We start from the raw sequence: 20,404 nt of genomic DNA on the forward strand, positions 1-20,404 counted from the left end.
ACTGCACTCGAATCGAGCGGCCGCGGATTAATAAATGTCTCCAATCGCGTTCGGGAGGACGTGGGTTGCGGTGGCACGGTTAGCCAGGGGGTTCGTAGAGTCCACCGCACCAGGGTACGTAGCTGGCGGCAACAGCGAAGCGCCCGGAACTCGGCTTCAGTTCGGTCTCACTCCCCCTCGAACTCGGGGTCGCGGTCGCCCATGAACGCCGTGACGCCCTCCATCAGGTCGTCCGTGTTCATCAACTGGCCGAACGCCTGTGCCTCGGCCTCCAGGCCGGCGTCCGTCGAGTCGCGGCCCGCGAGCATCGCGCGCTTCGTATACTTCTGTGCGATGGGCGGCCCCTGCGCGAGGTCGTGGGCGAGGTCGTACGCGTGGTCCGCGAGCTCGTCGTTGCCGACGAGTTCGTTCACGAAGCCGTAGTCGGCCATCTCCGAGGCCTCGTACCGGTCGGCCGTGAAGATGATCTCCTTCGCGCGGCCCTCGCCGACGATGTGTTTCAGACGCTGCGTGCCACCCCACCCCGGGAGCAGGCCGAGATTGTGTTCAGGCTGCCCGAGCGTGCTGCGCCGGGACGCCACGCGGAGGTCCGCGCACATCGAGAGCTCCATCCCGCCGCCGAGACAGTAGCCGTCGATGCCCGCGACCACGGGCAGGTCACACGACTCGAGTTTGCCGAACGTGCGCTGGCCCTTCCGGGAGAGTTCCACGGCGTCGAGTGGGTCCGCGCTCCCCGCCATCGACTGGACGTCCGCGCCCGCGGAGAACGCCTTCTCGCCGGCGCCCGTGAGCAGGAGCGAGCGCACGTCCTCGTCGTCCTCCAGCAGGTCGATAGCGCGCGAGAGGTCGTCGAGCAACTCCTCGCTGATGGTGTTCATGCGGTGCGGGCGGTCGAGTTCGATGTGGCCGACGCCGTCACGAATCGACACGGCGACAGCGCTGAACTCCGCGGCTTCGCCGGCGTCACCGTCGTTGCCCGTCTCGGGGTAGAACTGCTCGCCGCTTTCGGCGAGGCGTTCAAGTTCCTCGGACGGTTCGTAGCGCGCCGCGCCGGTCTCCTCGTACAGGTCGGCGAGCGTCTCGTGGAGACCATCGACGCCGGCCTCGTCGGCCATCTTCGCCGGGCCCTCCGGGAAGCCCGCGCCGAGCATCACGGCCTCGTCGATCTCCGGCGGGTCCGCGACGTCGCCGCCGACGAGTTTCGCCACCTCGTTGGCCATCACCGCCGTGAGGCGGTCCGCGACGTCATCGCGGATCTCGTCGCTCGGCACCTCGGCGCCGCCGTCGTCGTAGTCGTAGAAGCCCACGCCCGTCTTCTTCCCGAGTTCCTCGGCGTCGACCTTCTCCTCGAGGAGCGGACACGGCTCGTAGGCCGCCCCGAGCACGTCCTCCATGTAGTCGAGCACGTCGTAGGAGACGTCGATGCCGACCTGGTCGGCGAGTTCGAACGACCCCATCGGGAGCCCCATGTCGTACTTCGTCGTGGAGTCGACCTCCGCGACGGTGGCGACGTCGTCGTGGACGAGCCACGCCGCCTCGTTCAGGAGCGGAACGAGGATGCGGTTCACGATGAACCCCGGGGAGTCCTTGCGCACGCGGACCGGGGTCTTCCCCATCGCCTCCGCGAGGTCCTCGGTGACGTCGAGCACTTCGTCGTGGGTGTGAGCGCCCGCGATGACCTCAACGAGTTGCATGCGCACCGGCGGGTTGAAGAAGTGCATCCCGCAGAACTGCTCGGGGCGCTCGGTCACTTCCGAGAGTTCCGTGATGGAGAGACTCGAGGTGTTCGTCGCGAAGACGGCGTCCTCGGGCGCGTACTGTTCGAGTTCCCGGTACACCTCCTTCTTGACGTCCATCCGCTCGGGCACCGCCTCGACCACGAAGTCGACGTCGGCGACCGCCTCCTCGAAGTCGACGACGGGTGTGACGCGGTCGAGCGCGGCGTCGGCCTCCTCGTCGCCGATCTGTTCCTTCTCGGCGAGTTTGTCGAGCGACCACTCGATCTGCTCGTAGCCGTTCTGTACGAACTCCTCCTTGATGTCACGGAGGTTCACGTCGTAGCCGGCGAGCGCCGCGACCTCGGCGATGCCGTGGCCCATGTTCCCCGCACCGAGCACCGTGATGGTCTGGATGTCGTCGACGTCCATGTGTGTCGGTTCCGGCGGGCGCGGATTGAAGCTTTCCCTACGGTCGAACGTGAACGTTTCACGCGTTTACACGCGTGGAAACGCGAGGCGAGTAGCCACAGGCGAGTGATCGTAGACGAGTAACCGCGGACCGAACAGCAGACTGGTCGAGCGCCGGGGTCGTGTGAACGAACCCAAGCCTCATTACGGCTCCCTGACCAGTTGACGGCATGGAATCGTGGAAACGAGCCGCCCTGCTCGGAGTGCTCGTCGGACTCGCCCACACCGTCGTTCGACTGCTGGTCCTCGACTCGGTGACAGTCGGTCCCTCGGGCCCCCGCAACAGTCTGGTCCTCTGGACGCTCGCTACCACCGTCCTCTCGCTCGCAGTCGTGCCCGGACTCGCGCTGTACGGCGGGTGGTCGATGGACACGGACACGACCCACTCGTGGCCGGGACTCGCGGCCGCAGTAGCCATCGGAACGGGCGTCGGTATCGTCGTCAGCTACCCCCTCCTCACCGCGGTCAGCGTCGGTGCGCCGCTGTCGGAGACGCTCCAGGGGTGGCTGGTCGGGACCTACGTCGTGAACGCACTCGGCCCGAGCGTCCACGCCGGCGTCGGTGCGCTCGCAGGACTGCTGCTCGCGGAACGACCCGTCTGAGGCAAAACGCAACACGTAGGCCACGCGAGCCCCTGGCACCGACATGACCGACCCGCACGACGCGCTCCGCGAGGACGACCTCCTCGGGCCGCTCGTCGCCGAGCACGGCGAACTCGAACTCGACCCGTGGGAGGACACGTTCCAGCGCCTCGTCGTCTCGATTCTCCGCCAGCAGGTGTCGATGGCTTCGGCCGCGGCCATCCGCGAGCGCCTGTTCGAGAACTTCGAGGTGACCCCCGAGGGAATCGTCGCCGCCGACCCCGAGGCCCTGCAGGACGTCGGGTTGTCCGGCCAGAAGGCCGACTACGTCCAGCACATCGCCGACGCCTACCTGGAGGAGGGCTACGACCGCGAGTACTTCGCCGCGCTCTCGGACGAGGACGTGGTCGCGGAACTCACCGACATCCACGGCGTCGGTGAGTGGACCGCGGAGATGTTCCTCATGTTCGCGCTCGGCCGGGAGGACGTGTTCCCGGTCGGCGACCTCGGCATCCGGAAGGGGATGCAGGAACTGATGGACGCTACCGCGAACGCAGACGCTCCCACGGACCCGACTCGCGCCGAGATGCGGTCGTTCGCGGAGCGCTGGCGGCCCCACCGCTCGTACGCCTCGCTGTACGTCTGGCGGGCGTACGAAGGGTGACGTGCTGGCGATAGAGGGGTAAACAAGTCCGAATAATCACACGACGGCGTCGGCCTGGCGTCAGACGACGGCCCAAAGATACCTAACGATGCTCCAGAGATGAGCACCCACAGGATGAACGACCGGTCAGCGACACGCGAACTGGGGCGGCCATGAACGAGCGAGGGCACATCGTGAACGCGGTGTTACTGGGCGCCGGCATCGGGTTCCTGCTCGAACCGACGCTCACCGTGGCAGCCCTCCAGAGCATCATCACCGTCAGCGTGCCCGTAGTTCTCGGGGCGCTCGTCCCCGACATGGACACGTCCTTCGGGACCCACCGGAAGACGCTCCACAACTTCGTTGTACTCGGCATCTTCGCAGTGTTCCCGTACTTCATCGGGAACCTCCAGTACGTGTGGCTCGGCGTCGTCACGCACTACGCGCTCGACCTGCTCGGGAACGTCCGCGGGATGGCCGTGTTCTACCCGTTCTCCAGCGAGGAGTACGACATCCCCGTCGGCGTGCCCGTCACGAGCAAGTGGGCCGACGTCGTCACGCTGCTGGTCACCGCCTTCGAACTCGCCGTTGTCGCGGGCATCATTCGCATCGGATACTCGGGGTTCCTGCAGGGCCCGGGGTTCGCGAGACTCGTCGAGTCGATTCTGGTCTGAGCGAGCGCGACCCAGCACTGATCGATTCCCCCGCTCTACCGCTGAACGAGGCGCTCGCGCCGCTGTGTCACTCCTCCTCGACGGCCTTCTCGTCGCGCTCGGAGCGCCGACGCACGTCCACCTGGTAGTGCTCGAGGATGTCCCGCCCGAGCAACAGCGGGTAGTCCATGTGCGCGCGGTCCGCGAGCGACGCCGCGACAGTGTGGCGGTCTCCTCCGATGCCGACGACAATGTCCACGACGGGGCGGGCCTTCCCGGATTTGACGCTCCCGGATTTCACCTTCGTCATCGACTTGATCGGGCCGGCGCCGATCTGGGCGGCGAGTCGGGTGTCGATGCTGGTGCGCGAGGCGCCCGTGTCGGACTTCGCGAGCACGCGCTCGGTCCCACTCGTGCCCGAAACCAGCACCTCCTCCGTGTAGCCGATGATGCTCGTTTCGTGCTCGCGCCCCGGCGTCTCCGTGACGTCCGGCGGCATGGAGTCGTCGAGCGTTCGCGCGAGCCGCGTTACCTCCTCGTCGTCGACCGACCCGCCCGCTGTCTCGATGGCGAGTTTCGCGACGTACGGCGCTGGACTCACGTCGGCCGCGCGGAACAGCCCTTTGAACCCCGCCGTCGGGTTCACCTCGAGGAGATACCAGCCGTCGGCGCCCTCCACGAGGTCGACGCCCGCGTAGTCGAGGCCGATGGTGTCGGCGGCTTCTACCGCCATCGCCTCGGCCGCCTCCGGGAGGTCGGTCACGCTCTCGACGTCGCCGCCGAGCGCGACGTTCGTGCGCCAGTCGTTCTCCGGCGCGTACCGCCGCATCGCGCCGATGACGTCGCCGTCCACGACGTAGATCCGGAGGTCGCGGTGGCGCTGTTCGTCGCGCTCGATGAGTTCCTGGAGGAACGCGTAGCGGTCACCAACGCGCGGGTTCACCTGCTCGTCGGCGCGTATCTTCCACGTCCCGCCGCCGTGTGTGCCGATGGCGGTCTTGTACACCGCCTCTTCGCCGTATTTCGTCTTCTCCCGGTTGAGGCGGTCGGCGTCGAGCGCGAGCGTGGCGTCCGGTAGACGAACGTCCGACTCCGCGAGCGCGGTCGCCGCGGCGAACTTGTGGAACGCCACGAGCACATTCTCCGGGCGGTTCAGCGTCGGCCGGAGTCTGCTCACCGTCTTCGCCAGCCCGAGCAACTCGCAGGGCTGTTCGGTCTTCGAGAGGAGCAGTCGGTTGGCCACGACGTCGACGTCGGGTTCGAGCGTGGGGTGGCCGTCCTCGATGTCGACGACGAGGTTCTGCTCGCGGAGCCACACGCCGGTGTGGCCGAGTGCGTCGACCGCGTTCACGATGGCCTTCGTCTCCTTGCTGCTGTGGAGGCTGAGAACGCCTACTGAGACGGAGTCGTCCATTGAGACAACTGACACGTTTGGTGGCCAAAACGATACCGGTGGTATCGGGACGGACCAACGCCGACTGGGACGGCTTTGAGGCCCGGGTCCACGATAGTCGGGCTAGCAGTAACCCGCTACAGTCGGGCTAGCAGTATTTACCGCACACGTCCAAGCCACCACATGGACACCGAAGCGTTCACCTACGACGGCGGGCGGGTCGACCCCGGAGAGCGCGCGGACATCCGGTACAGCATCAGTGAAACGTACCTCGGGGACCCCATCCGTGTCCCCGTCTCCATCGTCAACGGCGAGGCGGACGGACCGACGGTGTTCCTCACCGCTGCCGCGCACGGCGACGAACTCAACGGTATCGAGGTGGTTCGCGAGGTCGCCTACGAGTGGGACCTCGCGGACCTCCGGGGTACGCTGGTCTGCCTGCCCGTGCTGAACGTCCCCGGGTTCATCGCCCAGCAGCGCTACCTCCCCATCTACGACCGCGACCTGAACCGCTCGTTCCCCGGGAGCGCGGACTCCACGAGCGCCAAGCGCATGGCCAACCGGCTGTTCGAGAACTTCCTCGAGCCGTGTGACGTCGGCCTCGACTTCCACACGTCGACGCGCGGACGCACCAACATGCTCCACGCCCGGGCCGACGTAGCGAACGACGAGGTCGACCGACTCGCCCGCGCGTTCGGCACGAACGTCGTCATCGACAGCGACGGCCCGAGCGGGTCGCTGCGAAGGGAGGCCACGGACGCGGGCGCGCCGACGATTACCGTCGAGATGGGGGAAGCCCACCGGTTCCAGCGCTCGCTCATCGACCGCGCGCTCGACGGCGTGGCGAACGTGCTCGCGGAGTACGGCGTTCACCCCGACGCGACGCCGACCCGTCCGGCGTGGCGGACCGTCGTCACCAGCGACCAGAAGACGTGGCTCCGCGCCGACGACGGCGGCCTCGTCGAGATGCACTGCGAGCGCGGCGACCTGGTCGAGGAAGACGACCCCATCTGCACCATCTCGAACCCGTTCAAGACCGAGAGCGTTCGCGTGAACGCGCCGTTTACCGGCCTGCTCGTCGGCGTCCTCGAGAACCCCGTGGTCTACCCCGGGAACCCGCTCTGTCACCTCGTAGAACTCGACGAGGAGACAACGGGGGCCTGCAGGCGCGAGCGGGAACGTCGCGCGTAGTTATCCACAACGCCACCTGGGGTAGTTGCCCACGAATGTCGCGTAGTGTCCCCACGAACGTCGGTCGGCGTTCCCCCACGAGCGTGCCCGTGTAGTAACTTCTATGTGCGGAGGGGACAGAGCAACCAACGGTATGAGTCAGTCGTACGACCGAGGCCTCATTGAGGACTTCGGCCGGTGGCGGGAGTTCTCGGCCGGGATGTGGGCCTGGGTGTTTCACAAGTTCACGGGGTGGGTACTCATCGGGTACCTCTTCACCCACATCGCCGTCCTGAGCACGTCGTTCCAGGGCGCGACGACGTACAACAACACGCTGACCGGATTGGAGAGTCTCGCGGTCGTCCGCCTCATGGAGGTCGGCCTGCTCGCGGTCGCCGTCTTCCACATTCTCAACGGCGTCCGCCTGCTGTTCGTCGACCTCGGGGTCGGCCTCGAATCGCAGGACAAGAGCTTCTACGCGTCGCTCGTTCTCACCGGCGTCATCGTCGTGGCGAGCGTGCCGACGTTCCTCTCGGGGGTGTTTTAGAGATGGCAGAACGATACTCCTCGTTCAGCGCGGGGTCGGCGACGTGGACGCTCCAGCGCCTCACCGCAGCGTTCCTCGTGGTGGTGCTGGCGTTCCACTTCTTCCTCCTCCATTTCGTCCACCACGCCTACGAGATCACGTTCATGGGCAGTCAGGCGCGTATGCAGGAACTGGGCTACTTCGTCACGATGGTCCTGTTCCTCGTGACGGCGACGTTCCACGGCGTCAACGGCGTCTACAACGCGCTCGTCAACCAGGGACTCGACGGCACGGCCAAGCGCGCGACCCAGGTCGTGCTCGGCGTCGCCAGCCTGCTGCTCGTCGCACAGGGAGTTCGCGTCGCAGTCGTCCTCGCGGGGTTCTAACATGAGTACGCAAACACCGGAAACCGAATCCGAGACCGAAACCGAGGCCGAAGCGGAGACCGAACGACCCTCGACCAGCGCCGCCCAGGAGGAGCGCATGGCCGAGAAGCGCGAGCGCGCCGAGCGCCGCGCGGCCGACGAGGCCGCCGACGCCCTGGAGATCGAGGGCGAGACAATCGAACTGAAGGTGTTCCGCTACGACCCCGAAATAGAGGGCAAGCAGGAACCCCGCTTCGACTCCTTCGCCGTGCCCTTCGAGCAGGGGATGACGGTGCTCGACGCGCTCATCTTCGCGCGCGACGAGTACGACTCCAGTCTCACGTTCCGGCACTCCTGCCGGCAGGCGGTCTGTGGGTCGGACGCGTTCTTCATCAACGGTAGCCAGCGACTCGGCTGCCAGACACAGCTCTCGGACCTCGACTCGCCGGTCCGCGTCGAACCGCTCCCCCACCAGGACGTCGTGAAGGACCTCGTGGTGGAGATGGAGCACTTCTACGACCAGATGGAGTCCGTCCAGCCGTTCTTCGACCCGGACGAACTCCCCGAGGGCGAACTCGAGGAGCAGCGCCAGTCCCCGGAGAACCGGGAGAACGTCAAGCTATCGACGCGTTGTATCTGGTGTGGCGCGTGCATGTCCTCGTGTAACATCGCCGCAGGCGACAACCAGTACCTCGGCCCGGCGGCCATCAACGCCGCCTACCGGTTCTACATGGACGAACGCGAGGGCGAGCAGAAGCGCCGCGAGCGACTCGAAATCATCGAGCAGGAACACGGCGTCTGGCGGTGCCAGACGCAGTTCTCCTGTACGAACGTCTGTCCGAAGGACATCCCGCTCACGGAGCACATCCAGGAGCTGAAGCGAGAGGCGGTGAAGTCGAATCTAAAATTCTGGTAATATGTACGAACACGACGTAATCGTTGTCGGCGGCGGCGGCACGGGCCTCCGCGCGGCCATCGCCGCCCACGAGGAAGGCGCAGACGTAGCGATCGTCACGAAACTCCACCCGGTGCGCTCGCACACGGGCGCAGCGGAAGGCGGCATCAACGCCGCGCTCCAGGACGGCGACTCCTGGGAGGACCACGCGTACGACACGATGAAGGGGTCGGACTACCTCGCCGACGCCCCCGCCATCGAGACGTTCACGCAGACCGCTCCCGAGGAAACCATCCAGCTAGAGCACTGGGGGATGCCCTTCTCCCGCGAAGAGGACGGCCGCGTCAGTCAGCGACCGTTCGGCGGCCTGTCGTTCCCGCGAACCACGTACGCGGGCGCCGAGACCGGCCACCACATGCTCCACACGCTGTACCAGCAGGTCGTCAAACGGGGCATCGAGGTGTACGACGAGTGGTACGTCACGCGCGCTGCGGTCACCGACGAGGAGGACCCGAACGACCGCGAGTGCCACGGCGTCGTCGCGTGGGACGTCCAGACCGGCGAGGTCGCGGGCTTCCGCGCGCGCCAGGGCGTCGTCCTCGCAACGGGTGGCCTCGGGCAGGCCTACGACCACACCACGAACGCGGTCGCAAACACCGGCGACGGCGTCGCGATGGCGTATCGCGCGGGCGTCCCCATCGAGGACATGGAGATGGTCCAGTTCCACCCCACGACGCTCCCGTCGACGGGTGTCCTCATCAGTGAGGGTGTGCGCGGCGAGGGTGGCATCCTCTACAACTCGGAGGGCGAGCGGTTCATGTTCGAGTACGGCTACGCCACCAACGACGGCGAACTCGCGTCCCGCGACGTCGTCGCGCGCGCCGAACTCACCGAGGTGAACGCGGGTCGCGGCGTCGACGACGAGTACGTCCACCTCGACATGCGTCACCTCGGCGAGGACCGCATCACCGACCGCCTCGAGAACATCCTCCACCTCGCGGAGGACTTCGAGGGCGTGAACGGCCTCGAGGAGCCGATGCCGGTCAAGCCCGGCCAGCACTACGCGATGGGCGGCATCGAGGTCGACGAGTTCGGCGAGACGTGCATCGACGGCCTTCACGCCGCCGGCGAGTGCGCGTGTGTGAGCCTCCACGGCGCGAACCGCCTCGGCGGCAACGCGCTCCCGGAACTCATCGTGTTCGGGGCGCTCGCGGGCCGGCACGCCGCCGGCACGGATCTCGGCGAACCCCAGATCGAGACCGGCTACTTCGACGGTGCGGACACCGAGGAACTCGACGTGCCGACGGGCAAACCCGACGGCGAACCCGTCGAACCGACCGCCGACGGCGGCATCGCACAGAGCCCGGAGGCCGTCATCGAGCGCGCCGTCGACACCGAGAACGAACGCATCGAGACGCTCCTCGAGCGCGAGGACGGCGTGAACCACGCCGACGTGCGCGCGGACGTCCAGGAGTCGATGACGGAGAACGTCAACGTGTTCCGGGAGGAAGAAGGGCTCAAGCAGGCGCTTCGCGACATCCGGGAGGCCCGAGAGCGCTACCAGGACGTCTACGTCGCGGACAAGTCCCGGACGTTCAACACCGACCTCCAGCACACCATCGAGACGCGCAACCTCCTCGACGTCGCCGAGGCCATCACGATGGGCGCGCTCGCCCGCGACGAGTTCCGGGGCGCGCACTGGCGCGCGGAACACCAGGAACGGAAGGACGACGAGTGGCTCAAGCACACGCTCGTCTCCTGGAACGACGGCGACCCCGAACTCTGGTACCGCCCGGTGCTCCTCGAGGGCAACGAGAAGACCTACGAGCCGAAGGAGCGCTCGTACTGAGTTCGTCTCACCGCGGCAGGGGTTCCGCCACGGTGAATCTTTTTCCGGGAGAACGGACCCAACCTGGGTCGTGAACTGACCAGCGCCGTAGACGGATCAGCGAAACCGGTGGCACACCCGTCTACGAACGAGCGCAGTCAATCCGGCCCGACAGCGCAGCGAGTGCCGTCTGTCAGCCTACAGGCCGAGCGCGTCCACCACGTCGAACCCCATCCCGAAGTAGTGGACGAGTCGATAGCCGAGCCAGATGCCGACGATACCCATCACGCCGGCGAGACTCGGCGGCGCGGGAACCGGGATGCGGAGGTACGCGAACAGCGCGCCGACCATCAGGCCGGTGAGCGTCGCCAGCACGACGAAGGCGGTGTTCATGGTGTTCTCGTCGAGAGTGGCGACCGCAAAAAGGCGACTGGTTTTGCGTATCGGCGGGGGCTGTGGCGACCGCTGACTGCCCGCGATTCCAGTCAGTCGTTCGTGTACTCTTTCCGGAACCCACGGAACTCCGTACGGTGGGCCTCCTCGTCGGCGAGGATGGTCACCGCGAGGTCCTCGGTGACCGGGTCGTTCGCGTCCGTCGCCGCGTCGATGAGCGAGCGGTACGTGTCGATGGCGTCCTCCTCCGCGTCGAGGACGCCGTCGATGACCGAGGGCACGTCGGTGGTGTCCGCTGGCGGCTGGAGCGAGTCCTGGTGGGCCTCGAAGTCGGCGGAGGCGGGCGGCGCCTCGTCGAGTTGCTTCAGGCGCTCACCGATCTGTTCGGCGTGCCCGAGTTCCTCCTGGATGTCTGCCTTCAGTGACTCCTTGATCTCCTCGGCGCGCACGCCGTCGAGCACGATGGAGTTCGTGAGGTAGTTCATCACGGTCTCGATTTCGTCGCTGTACGCCTTCTTGAGGAGTCGGACGACCTCGTCGTTCGTCATGGCTGGAACTACGGGAGAGAGGTATAAAGAAGTGGTCGCCGCCTGGCTTCTCGCCGGAGCGCTCGAGCGATGAGTGACTACTCGTCGCGGAGTGACCGCACGTGTTCGATCCGGCGCTGGAGGAGCGCGTCCGTCCCGACGTCGTGACGCACGCGCAGTCCCTCCCCCACGTCGTCGAGTGCCGCCCCCGCCTGGGTTTGGGCGTCAGCGAGCGTCTCGCCGGTTCCGACCACGGCGAACGACCGGGAGGTCGTCGTGTAGAGGCCGTCGTTGCGGGCGTCGACGCTCGCGTAGAACAGGTCTGCGTCGCCGACGGAGTCCCCGTCGACGCGCACTCGCGTGCCACCCTCCGGGTCAGTCGGGTAGCCCTCCGGGACGGCGTACTTGCAGACAGTAGCTACGTCGGCGAACTCGAGGTCTGGGAGTGGGTCGCCGTCGCGCGCGGCGACGAGCACGTCGAGGAGTGGCGTCTCCATCGCGGGGAGCGTGTTCATCGCCTCCGGGTCGCCGAAGCGGGCGTTGAACTCGACGACCTTCGGACCGTCGGCGGTGAGCATGAACTGGCCGTAGAGCACGCCCCGGTAGTCGGGGAGCGCGTCGACGATGGCCTCGAGGGTCTCGACGCACGCCTCGTAGTCGGCGTCGGTCATAAACGGGAGCGTCCGGTCGGGCACCGAGTAACTCCCCATCCCGCCGGTGTTCGGCCCTTCGTCGCCCTCGAACGCGCGCCCGTGGTCGTGAGCGGCGGGCGTGACGCGCACGTCTCCGTTCGCCACGAACGCCTGCACGGTGACTTCCTCGCCGACGAGGCGTTCCTCTATCACCCACTCGTCGTGTCCGGCGGAGCGCACGTAGTCGGCGGCCTCCAGTTTCGTCACCTGGTCACCCGTTACGCGGACGCCCTTCCCGCCGGTGAGTCCAGCGGGCTTCACCGCGACGTCGCCGTCGACCGACTCGACGTAGTCCGCAGCGGCGTCGGTGTTCGCGAACGTCTCGAAGTCGGCCTGTCCCGGAATCCCGTGGTCGGCCATGAACGTCCGCTGGAAGGTCTTGTCCGTCTCGATGCGGGCTTCGGCCTGCTTCGGGCCGAACGCGTAGACGCCCGCCTTCTCGAGTTCGTCCACGAGACCTGCCGCGAGCGGTCCCTCCGGGCCGACGACGGCGAGCGTCGCGCCCACGTTCTCGGCGTACTCCACGACGGCCCCGGTGTCGGTGGGGTCGAGCGCGCGGAAGTCGTCCGCGAGTCGGTCGATACCGGGATTCCGGTTGGACGCACAGGCGTACAGCGTGCAGTCGGAAGCGAGTGCGTCGGCGATAGCGTGTTCGCGGCCGCCGCCGCCGACGAGGAGAACGCGCTCGGTCATACCCGGAGAGTGTAGGCACGTGAGTGTAAACGTTGCGCCGCAGTTCCCGGAATATGCACAAGTACATGTGTTGTTCGCTGATGGAAACTCCGTGCTGGGGTTTACCCACGCCCACTACGTATCCGCAAGCATGACCGATCCGACAGAGCGAAACCGACTCGACGAGTCGGCGAGCCCGTACCTCCGCCAGCACGCGGACAACCCCGTACACTGGCAGTTGTGGGACGAGACGGCGTTCGAGGCGGCGCGCGAACGAGACGTCCCGATATTCCTCTCCATCGGCTACTCGTCGTGCCACTGGTGTCACGTGATGGAGGAGGAATCGTTCTCGGACCCCGAAATTGCGGGGCTGCTGAACGAGAACTTCGTCCCGGTGAAGGTCGACCGCGAGGAGCGCCCGGACGTGGACTCCCTGTATATGGCGGTGAGCAGGGTTGTGCGCGGGAGCGGCGGGTGGCCGCTCTCCGTGTTCCTGACGCCCGACCGCAAGCCGTTCTTCGTCGGGACGTACTTCCCGAAGGACGCGAAGCGAGGCCAGCCTGGGTTCCGGCAGTTGCTCTCGAACGTCGCGGAGTCCTGGGAGACGGAGCGCGGTGACCTGGAGGACCGCGCCGAGCAGTGGCTGGACGCCGCCCGGGGCGAGCTGTCGTCGCTCCCCGACCGCGTCGAACTCGGGGACGGCGACGGAGCGCTCGGCGGTGAGAGAACGCTCTCGGAGACTGCGGACGCACTCGTCCGGCTCGCGGACCGCGACCACGGCGGGTTCGGGGGCGCGCCGAAGTTCCCACAGGCCGCGCGCGTCCACGTCCTCCAGCGCGCGTTCGACCGAACCGGCGACGAGACGTACGCTGGCGTCGCTCGCGAGACGCTCGACGCGATGGCGTCGGGCGGCCTGAACGACCACCTCGGCGGGGGCTTCCACCGCTACTGCACGGACGCGGACTGGACGGTCCCGCACTTCGAGAAGATGCTGTACGACCAGGGAACGCTCGCCCGCACGTACGTCGACGGCTACCGGGTGTTCGGTGACGAGCGCTACGCCGACGTGGCCGCGGAGACGCTCGCGTTCGTCGAGCGCGAACTCGGCCACCCGGACGGCGGCTTCTACGCCACGCTGGACGCCCGGAGCGCCCCACCCGGGAATCCAGGAGGTGAACACGAGGAGGGCGCGTTCTACGTCTGGACGCCCGCGCAGGCCCGGGACGCGATGGCCGAGTACGCGGACAGCGAACCGAGCGACGCGGACGCGGAGACGCTCGCGGACGTGTTCTGTGCACGCTACGGCGTGGACGAATCCGGAAACTTCGAGCACGGACAGACGGTGCTCACGGTCTCGAGCACTGTCGGCGAAATCGCGGCCGACCGTGACTGGACCGAGAGCGAGGTCGCCGAGTTGCTCGACGCCGCGGAAACCCGCGCGTTCGCGGCGCGCGCCGACCGACCGCGTCCCGCACGCGACGAGAAGGTGCTCGCGGGCTGGAACGGCCTGACCGCGTGGGCGTTCGCGGAAGCCGGCCTCGCGCTCGATCCGGCGTACGGCGAGCGGGCCGCCGACGCCGTCGACTTCGTTCGCGACCGCCTGTGGGATGGCGACCGACTCTCGCGGCGCGTCATCGAGGGTGACGTCGCGGGCGTGGGGTACGCCGAGGACTACGCCTACCTCGCGCGTGGGGCGCTGGCGACCTACGAGACGACCGGCGACCACCGACACCTCGGGTTCGCGCTCGACCTCGCGGACGCACTGCTCGCGGAGTGTTACGACCAGGAGACGGGCGCACTCTACGAGACCCCCGAGTCCGTGGACGACGTGGACGTGCGCGGTCAGGAGGTCTCGGACGGGCCGACGCCCTCGCCCGTCGGTGTCGCCGCTGAGACGCTGCTCGCTCTGGACGCGTTCGACCCGGACGCCGGTTACGCGAACGCCGCCGGCGCGATGCTCGAACGCTACGGCGGCCGCGTCGAGCGCACTCCCGCCAACCACCCGACGCTCGCGCTCGCGGCGGACACCCACGCGTCGGGCCACCTCGAGGTCACAGTCGCCGGCGACCAACTCCCCGGGGCGTGGCGGGACGCGGTGGGCGGCGCCTACCTGCCGACGCGCCTGCTGAGCCTGCGGCCCGGGGACGACGCGGCGCTCTCTGCGTGGCTAGACGACCTGGAACTCCCGGACGCACCGCCCATCTGGGCCGACAGGGGGACAGACCCGGAATCGGCCACCGGAGAAGCGACGGCGTACGTCTGCCGGCGCGCGTGTTCGCCGCCGCTCGACGCTGTCGAGGAGGTCGAGGAGTGGCTGGCGGAGTTCGACCGGGCCTGACGCCCGCGGGATCCAGCAGTCACTCCGCGTCGATTTCCTCCGCGAGATACTGCGCGGGTGGGAATCGCTCCTCCTCGACGAAGCGCGCGAGTTCCCCACCGCTCCCGTCCTCGACCACGATGGTCGGGATGCGCTCGATATCGTACTCCTCGACGTGCGGGCCGACCTTCTCCCCATTCTCCCGCTCGACCGGGTACTGCTCGACGTTCGCCACGCCCGCGGCCGAGAGCGCCGCGGCGAAGTCGGGGAGTTTGGCGCGACAATCCCCACACCAGTCGCCGCCCCACACCTTCACGACTGCGTCGTCGCCGAGACTGTCGAACGCCCCGACGACCCCTGGGTAGGAGTCGGCGTCCCACGCCGGATTCGGCTCCATCGTCTGCAGGTTCATACGCGCCGATTGGGACGTGAGCGCCAAAACACCCGCGTTCGCGGCACTCGCCCGCCTGAATCCCCGACAGCCGAGGAATTAACACGTCGGCCCGTGCAACCAACGTCGATGAGCGTCATCGAAGCCGACTCCCTCGAGAAGTCCTACGGCGACGTGCGGGCCGTCGACGGACTCAGCCTCGGCGTCGACCGCGGGGAACTGTACGGCTTCCTCGGACCGAACGGCGCGGGGAAGACGACCACCATCGAGATTCTCACCGGCCAGACCCGGCCGGACGCCGGACGCGTCCGCGTCCTCGACACGGACCCCGTGGCCGACGCCGTCGAGACGCGGCGTCGAGTCGGCGTACTGCCCGAACAACAGACGCCACCGAGTTTCCTCTCGCCCGGCGAGTTCTTCGAGTTCGTCGGCCGCGTCCGCGGACTCGACGACGGCGTCGTCGGCGAGCGCGTCGAAACGTGGGCGGACCGCCTCGGATTCGCGGAGAAACTGGAGACGCTCTGTGGCGACCTCTCCCGCGGCCAGCAACAGAAAGTGATGTTGACCCAGGCGTTCCTCCACGAACCCGACGTCGTCGTCATCGACGAACCCCTCGCGAACCTCGACCCCATCGTCCAGGAACAGGTCAAAGACCACCTCCGGTCGTACGCCGCCGACGGGAACGCGGTGTTCGTCTCCACGCACAACATCGAGGTGGCGGCCGACGTCTGCACCCGCGTCGGCATCGTGTCGAACGGTCGCGTGGTCGCCGAGCGAGACGTCGACACCGACACCGACGCCTTACTCGACGTGTTCCTCGAGGAGGTCGGATCGTCGTCTCCCCGGGACACCCCGAAGCCCGCAGCGAGCGGTGGTGACTGATGACCAGCGACCGAGCGCAGCGCCGAGCGCCGTCCGCAGGCGGTAGCTGGTGGCTGTGGTTCCGGACGATGGCGCGCGAGGAACGCCGCCTACACGCGGAACTGTTCGGCGGCCACCGGTTCGCGTTCCTCCCGGCGTTCGTGTTCGCCGGTAGCGCGCTCGCCATCGCCGGAATGCGGTTCACGGGCACGCCGGTCACGGAAATCACGGCTGGCGCGCACGCACTCGTGCTGGCGTTCGGCCTCTACACGGGCACCGCCGGCCTCGTCGGCGACGACCTGCTCGACCGGGTGCTCGGGGAGACCGCACTCCTGTTGTCGACAGCGGGGTTCCTCCCGGTGTCGCGTCGCCGACTGCTCGGCGTGTTCGTGGTGAAGGACGCGGCCTACTACGCGATTCTGTTCGTCCTGCCCATCGCGCTCGGGTTCACGCCACTCGTGGTCGCCGGCGGGCCGCTCGCGGCAGGCAGTGAGTCGCTGACTCCCGCTGCGCTTGCCTCGCTGTGGGCGTCACTCGCGCTCGCGTTCGCCGTCGGCATGACCATCACGTTCGCGCTGCTCGCCGTCCGGACACGAGGGGTTCCGGGGTGGCTCCTCGGCCTCGTCACGGCCGGCGGCCTGGCCGCGATGTTGGCGACCGGGAACACGGACGCGCTCTGGACTGCCGTCGTCGCCACCGGACCGCAGCACGCGCTGGCGCTGTCCGTCACTGTCATCCTGGTCGGCGCGCTCTCCCTGCGCGTCTACGATCCGAACTTCCGCGAACCGACGACGGCCGTCACCGTCGGGTTCGCCTCCATCGCCGACCGCGTCGGTGACGACACGGGCCTCGTCACGCGCACGCTTCTGGACCTCGCCCGGTCCGCCGGCGGCCCGCTGAAACCCGTCGTCTCGACCGCCATCCTGCTCGGTCTCGCGGCGTTCCTCTCGGACGTTGCCGCGCGCATCGTCGGCGTCACGCCCGCGCCCGGCATCTTCTTCGGGTCGGTGCTCGCGCTCAGCGCGTTCACGACGTACAACTGGCTCACGCAGTTCGACGCCGTCGAGGACTACCTCCTGTTCCCCGTCACCGTGCCGGACGTGTTCCGCGCGAAACGCACCGCGTTCCTGCTCACGGGACTCCCGACCGGCGGTCTCGCGTACGCCGCTGCCTGTGTGCTGTACGACGTCGGCGTCGTCGACGGCGCACTCGGCGCGGCGCTCTTCGTCGGCCTGTCGCTGTACCTGTTCGGCCTCACCGTCGCCCTCGCGGGACTCAACCCGAACGAGTTCCTCTTCGACTCGGTGCGGTTCGCGCTGCTGACCGCCGGCATCGCGGTGCCCGTCGTCCCGGTTCTGCTCGTCGGATTCGCCGTTCAGACGTCCGCGATTACCGCGACGGTCGCCGGCGGCATCGTCGTCGCGAGCGCGCTGCTCGCCGCGGTCGGCGCGTGGCTCTCGGAGCGCGCGGGACTGCGCTGGGAAGCCGCGTATCTGGCACAGTAGGGCCGAGGTTCCGGCAGGGAGTGCCGCGGCCCGCCACACGTTTACCCGGGAAGTGCGTACACCCACACAATGAAGGACAGCATCCTCGACGCCGTCGGTTCGCCCCTCGTACGCGTGCCGTCGCCCGAGGGCGCGACCATCGCGGCGAAACTCGAGGGATTCAACCCCGGCGGCTCCGCCAAGGACCGCCCCGCCCGCGAGATGGTGCTCGCGGCGGAACGCGACGGGCACGTCGAACCCGGCGACCGTCTCGTCGAGGCGACCAGCGGGAACACCGGCATCGGCCTCGCGCTCGTCGCGGCGGCGCGCGGCTACGACCTCACCATCGTCATGCCCGAATCGAAGTCCGAGGAGCGCCGCCGGCTCCTTCGCGCGTACGGCGCGGACCTCGAACTCGTCGAGGGCGACATGGAGGCAGCGAACGAGCGCGCGGACGACCTCGCGGACGCAGTCAGCGGGTTCCGAGTGAGCCAGTTCGAGAACCCCGCGAACTCGCGAGCGCACTACCGGACGACCGGCGAGGAGATACTCGAACAGGTCGAGGGCCGGGAGATCGACGCGTTCGTCGTGGCCGTCGGCACCGGCGGCACCCTCACCGGAACCGCGACGCGTCTGCTCGAGGATCACCCCGAGATGGACGTCGTCGCCGTCGAACCCGAGGAGAACGCCGTGCTCTCGACCGGCGAATCCGGCGCGGACGACTACCAGGGGATGGGACCCGGATTCGTGAGTGACCTGCTCGACCGCGACCTCGTGGACTCCGTCGAGACGGTCGCACTCGACGACGCCGAGGCCGCGTGTCGCCGACTCGCGCGCGACGAGGGCGTGCTCGTCGGGCAGTCCAGCGGCGCGGCGTACCTCGCCGCGGAGCGCGTCGCCGAACGCATCGCCGAACCGGAACTGAACTGCCCCGAAGTCGACTTCGATGCGGACGCCCTCGAAGACGCCGGGCTGAACGACGACGCGCTCGCTGACGGCGGTTCACGAGCGTCACCGGTTCGGTCTGACGGCGGCGACGCCTACGACGACTGCCCGCTGGTCGTCACCATCTTCCCGGACTCCGGCGAGCGATACCTCTCGGCGGGCGTCTTCGACTGACAGGGCGGTTCTGCGTCTGGTTCTCGGCTACGCCTCGAACTCGTCCTCGGTGACGCGCACCGCGACGGTCTCCTCGACGTCCCGGAGGTCGTACTCCGGGCGTTCACCCTGCACGCGCGTGACGTACATCGGTTCGACGAGTTCGCCGTCCTCGACGCCGTACACCTTGAGGCGCGCGTCCGTCTCGTTCGCGCGCACGTCGCCGTCCCGCACCGCCTCCGCGAGATTACGGGAGAGCCACTCCGTCCGCGAAACAGATGGCTCCTGCACGAACGCGGTGTCCGCGAGGCGGACCAGATACCAGTTCAGGTCGTTCAGCAGGGAGACAGCGGCACCGAGGCTGACGGTGTCGAGCGCGACGGTGTTCTCCCAGGGTTCGCTGACGTCGTACGTGGCGAGCGCGCGCCGCGCCGTCTCGTAGGAGAACAGGTCTAGGCGGATGGTGGCGTCCTCGCTGCCCGCGATGCAGACGCGCGTCACGCCGTTGGCACCTCCGCACGTTCGACATCGCTGGCGACCTCGCGCGCTCGCTCGAAGAGATCCTCGGGTTCGTCAGCGAGCATGCTGTCGAGTGGCGCGGCGGTGAGTGGCTGGCTCGGTGCGAGTCGCTCACAACCGACGTCGAGCGTGGAGTCGCGGTACGTCCCGATCTCTCGGGCTCGCGCGATTATCTCCTGTTTGTCCATCGAGAACAGCGGTCGGTGGACCGGGAGGTCGGTCGCGCGGTCCACGACGGCGATGTTGGCGGCGGTCTGACTCGACTTCTGGCCCATCGCCTCGCCCGTCACGACGCCCATCGCACCCTCCTCGTGGGCGACGTGCTCCGCGACCCGGTACATGAACCGGCGGAACGAGAGCATCCGCGTCCGCCCAGTTTCGCTGGCGAGTTCCTCGACGACGTCGCCGGCGTCCGCGACGCGGAGCCCCAGGTCCTCGTTCGGCGCGTAGCGCGCGAGGCGGCGCGCGGTCTCCTCCGCGCGAGCGCGGTGGTCCGGGCCGCCGTACTCTCCCAGGTCGAGGTAGAGCGGGACGACCGGGGCGCCCCGCTTCATCGCCTCGAACACCGCGACCGGTGAGTCGATGCCGCCCGAGAGGAGCGCGACGAGGGGCTTCTGGGTTCCCAGGGGCATCCCGCCCGGCCCCTCGCGCGTGTCGAGGTGGACGAACGCCTCGTCGTCTCGGACCTCCACGGAGAACGTAACGTCGGGGTCGTCGAGGTCCACCTCCGGGTCGAAGTCGTCCTCGACGGCGGCCCAGACGGCGTCGCCGCCCGCGCGATTCACGTCGTGGCTGCCGAAGTCGTGTTCGCCGGCGCGGCGGGCGTCCACCGCGAACGCGCCGTCCTCGTACTTCTCCTCGGCGGTTCGCGCGAGCGCGTCGGTGATCGCATCGAGCGTCGGCGCCACGCTCACTGCGGGACTCGCGGACACCACGCCGAACGTGTCCGCGGCCGCGTCCGCCGCCGATGCGGCGGCGTCAGAACTCGGTGCGCGCACGAGCAAGCGCCCCCACTCGCGCTCTACGTCGCCCGGAACGTCGCGCGCGTCGAGCATCGCCGCGAGGTTCTCCCGGAGCGTCCCCTCCATGTTCGCCTGCACCTGGCTGGACTTCACCCCTATGTCGCCGTGCCGAACGACCACGGAGTCCGCACCGGGCGGTAACATGGTCGTAGTTCGACGCGCCGGGATTAAACGCCTATCGGCTCTCG

20 protein-coding genes are annotated in these 20,404 nt (G+C 68.2%); 12 read left to right on the forward strand and 8 right to left on the reverse strand.

Annotation, left to right across the window (positions count from 1 at the left end):
• Positions 1-167: 167 nt before the first annotated feature.
• Complete coding sequence (locus LT970_RS06970; protein ID WP_232685716.1) at positions 168-2,147, reverse strand: 3-hydroxyacyl-CoA dehydrogenase/enoyl-CoA hydratase family protein; 1,980 nt, start codon at positions 2,145-2,147, stop codon at positions 168-170.
• A 209-nt stretch (positions 2,148-2,356) separates the two neighbouring features.
• Between LT970_RS06970 and LT970_RS06975 the strand changes: the two genes are divergently transcribed.
• The 3 genes from LT970_RS06975 to LT970_RS06985 all read left to right on the forward strand — a co-directional run bounded on the left by LT970_RS06975 (position 2,357) and on the right by LT970_RS06985 (position 4,084).
• On the forward strand, positions 2,357-2,788 hold the full coding sequence (locus LT970_RS06975; protein ID WP_232685717.1) for a hypothetical protein: 432 nt from the start codon (positions 2,357-2,359) through the stop codon (positions 2,786-2,788).
• A gap of 43 nt (positions 2,789-2,831) precedes the next feature.
• Entirely contained in the window at positions 2,832-3,431 is a 600-nt protein-coding gene (locus LT970_RS06980; RefSeq protein ID WP_232685718.1) for a DNA-3-methyladenine glycosylase family protein, read from the forward strand.
• A gap of 152 nt (positions 3,432-3,583) precedes the next feature.
• Positions 3,584-4,084, forward strand: a complete 501-nt coding sequence (locus LT970_RS06985) for a metal-dependent hydrolase (RefSeq protein WP_232685719.1) — start codon at positions 3,584-3,586, stop codon at positions 4,082-4,084.
• Positions 4,085-4,151: 67 nt separating this feature from the next.
• Here LT970_RS06985 and LT970_RS06990 read toward each other — a convergent pair whose 3' ends face one another.
• The gene (locus tag LT970_RS06990; protein WP_232685720.1) at positions 4,152-5,477 is read right to left on the reverse strand and encodes a putative ATP-dependent zinc protease; all 1,326 of its coding nucleotides are present in this window, start codon (positions 5,475-5,477) and stop codon (positions 4,152-4,154) included.
• A 162-nt stretch (positions 5,478-5,639) separates the two neighbouring features.
• On the opposite strand from LT970_RS06990, the gene LT970_RS06995 reads away from it, so the two are divergent.
• From LT970_RS06995 to LT970_RS07015, 5 genes are all read left to right on the forward strand, one after another.
• Positions 5,640-6,647, forward strand: coding sequence for a succinylglutamate desuccinylase/aspartoacylase family protein (locus LT970_RS06995; protein ID WP_232685721.1), 1,008 nt, complete (start codon positions 5,640-5,642; stop codon positions 6,645-6,647).
• A 133-nt stretch (positions 6,648-6,780) separates the two neighbouring features.
• On the forward strand, positions 6,781-7,173 hold the full coding sequence (sdhC, locus tag LT970_RS07000; protein ID WP_232685722.1) for a succinate dehydrogenase, cytochrome b556 subunit: 393 nt from the start codon (positions 6,781-6,783) through the stop codon (positions 7,171-7,173).
• 2 nt (positions 7,174-7,175) lie between these two features.
• Positions 7,176-7,538 (forward strand): succinate dehydrogenase hydrophobic membrane anchor subunit, encoded by a 363-nt coding sequence (locus LT970_RS07005; RefSeq protein WP_232685724.1) that lies wholly within the window; start codon positions 7,176-7,178, stop codon positions 7,536-7,538.
• A gap of 1 nt (position 7,539) precedes the next feature.
• Entirely contained in the window at positions 7,540-8,433 is an 894-nt protein-coding gene (locus tag LT970_RS07010) for a succinate dehydrogenase/fumarate reductase iron-sulfur subunit (RefSeq protein ID WP_232685725.1), read from the forward strand.
• A 1-nt stretch (position 8,434) separates the two neighbouring features.
• Positions 8,435-10,261 (forward strand): FAD-binding protein, encoded by a 1,827-nt coding sequence (locus tag LT970_RS07015; RefSeq protein ID WP_232685726.1) that lies wholly within the window; start codon positions 8,435-8,437, stop codon positions 10,259-10,261.
• A gap of 177 nt (positions 10,262-10,438) precedes the next feature.
• Here the strand turns inward: LT970_RS07015 and LT970_RS07020 are convergent, their stop codons facing one another.
• The 3 genes from LT970_RS07020 to purD form a co-directional block, all read right to left on the reverse strand.
• Positions 10,439-10,633 (reverse strand): XapX domain-containing protein, encoded by a 195-nt coding sequence (locus LT970_RS07020; RefSeq protein ID WP_232685727.1) that lies wholly within the window; start codon positions 10,631-10,633, stop codon positions 10,439-10,441.
• 92 nt (positions 10,634-10,725) lie between these two features.
• Entirely contained in the window at positions 10,726-11,181 is a 456-nt protein-coding gene (locus tag LT970_RS07025; RefSeq protein ID WP_232685728.1) for a ferritin-like domain-containing protein, read from the reverse strand.
• A 77-nt stretch (positions 11,182-11,258) separates the two neighbouring features.
• A complete protein-coding gene (purD, locus tag LT970_RS07030) occupies positions 11,259-12,545 on the reverse strand; it encodes a phosphoribosylamine--glycine ligase (RefSeq protein ID WP_232685729.1) in 1,287 nt (428 codons plus the stop codon).
• A 130-nt stretch (positions 12,546-12,675) separates the two neighbouring features.
• On the opposite strand from purD, the gene LT970_RS07035 reads away from it, so the two are divergent.
• The gene (locus LT970_RS07035) at positions 12,676-14,862 is read left to right on the forward strand and encodes a thioredoxin domain-containing protein (RefSeq protein WP_232685730.1); all 2,187 of its coding nucleotides are present in this window, start codon (positions 12,676-12,678) and stop codon (positions 14,860-14,862) included.
• Between the two features lie 19 nt (positions 14,863-14,881).
• On the opposite strand, the gene LT970_RS07040 is transcribed toward LT970_RS07035, so the two are convergent.
• Entirely contained in the window at positions 14,882-15,253 is a 372-nt protein-coding gene (locus LT970_RS07040; RefSeq protein WP_232685731.1) for a thioredoxin domain-containing protein, read from the reverse strand.
• A gap of 108 nt (positions 15,254-15,361) precedes the next feature.
• Here LT970_RS07040 and LT970_RS07045 point away from each other — a divergent pair, with 108 nt between their 5' ends.
• The 3 genes from LT970_RS07045 to LT970_RS07055 all read left to right on the forward strand — a co-directional run bounded on the left by LT970_RS07045 (position 15,362) and on the right by LT970_RS07055 (position 18,696).
• Complete coding sequence (locus LT970_RS07045; protein ID WP_232685732.1) at positions 15,362-16,114, forward strand: ABC transporter ATP-binding protein; 753 nt, start codon at positions 15,362-15,364, stop codon at positions 16,112-16,114.
• A complete protein-coding gene (locus tag LT970_RS07050; RefSeq protein ID WP_232685733.1) occupies positions 16,114-17,598 on the forward strand; it encodes a hypothetical protein in 1,485 nt (494 codons plus the stop codon). Before LT970_RS07045 ends, LT970_RS07050 begins: the two co-directional genes overlap by 1 nt.
• A 69-nt stretch (positions 17,599-17,667) precedes the next feature.
• Positions 17,668-18,696 (forward strand): PLP-dependent cysteine synthase family protein, encoded by a 1,029-nt coding sequence (locus LT970_RS07055; protein ID WP_232685734.1) that lies wholly within the window; start codon positions 17,668-17,670, stop codon positions 18,694-18,696.
• Positions 18,697-18,723: 27 nt separating this feature from the next.
• Here the strand turns inward: LT970_RS07055 and LT970_RS07060 are convergent, their stop codons facing one another.
• Positions 18,724-19,176 carry a DUF5804 family protein gene (locus LT970_RS07060; RefSeq protein WP_232685735.1) on the reverse strand — a complete coding sequence of 151 codons (453 nt, stop codon included), beginning with the start codon at positions 19,174-19,176 and terminating at the stop codon, positions 18,724-18,726.
• Positions 19,173-20,360: a tRNA sulfurtransferase gene (locus LT970_RS07065; protein WP_232685736.1), complete on the reverse strand. Its 1,188-nt coding sequence runs from the start codon at positions 20,358-20,360 to the stop codon at positions 19,173-19,175. The genes LT970_RS07060 and LT970_RS07065 overlap by 4 nt, the downstream gene beginning before the upstream one ends.
• Positions 20,361-20,404: the final 44 nt, after the last annotated feature.

This window comes from Halobacterium zhouii (genome assembly GCF_021249405.1).
In the GTDB taxonomy this organism is placed as follows: domain Archaea; phylum Halobacteriota; class Halobacteria; order Halobacteriales; family Halobacteriaceae; genus Halobacterium; species Halobacterium zhouii.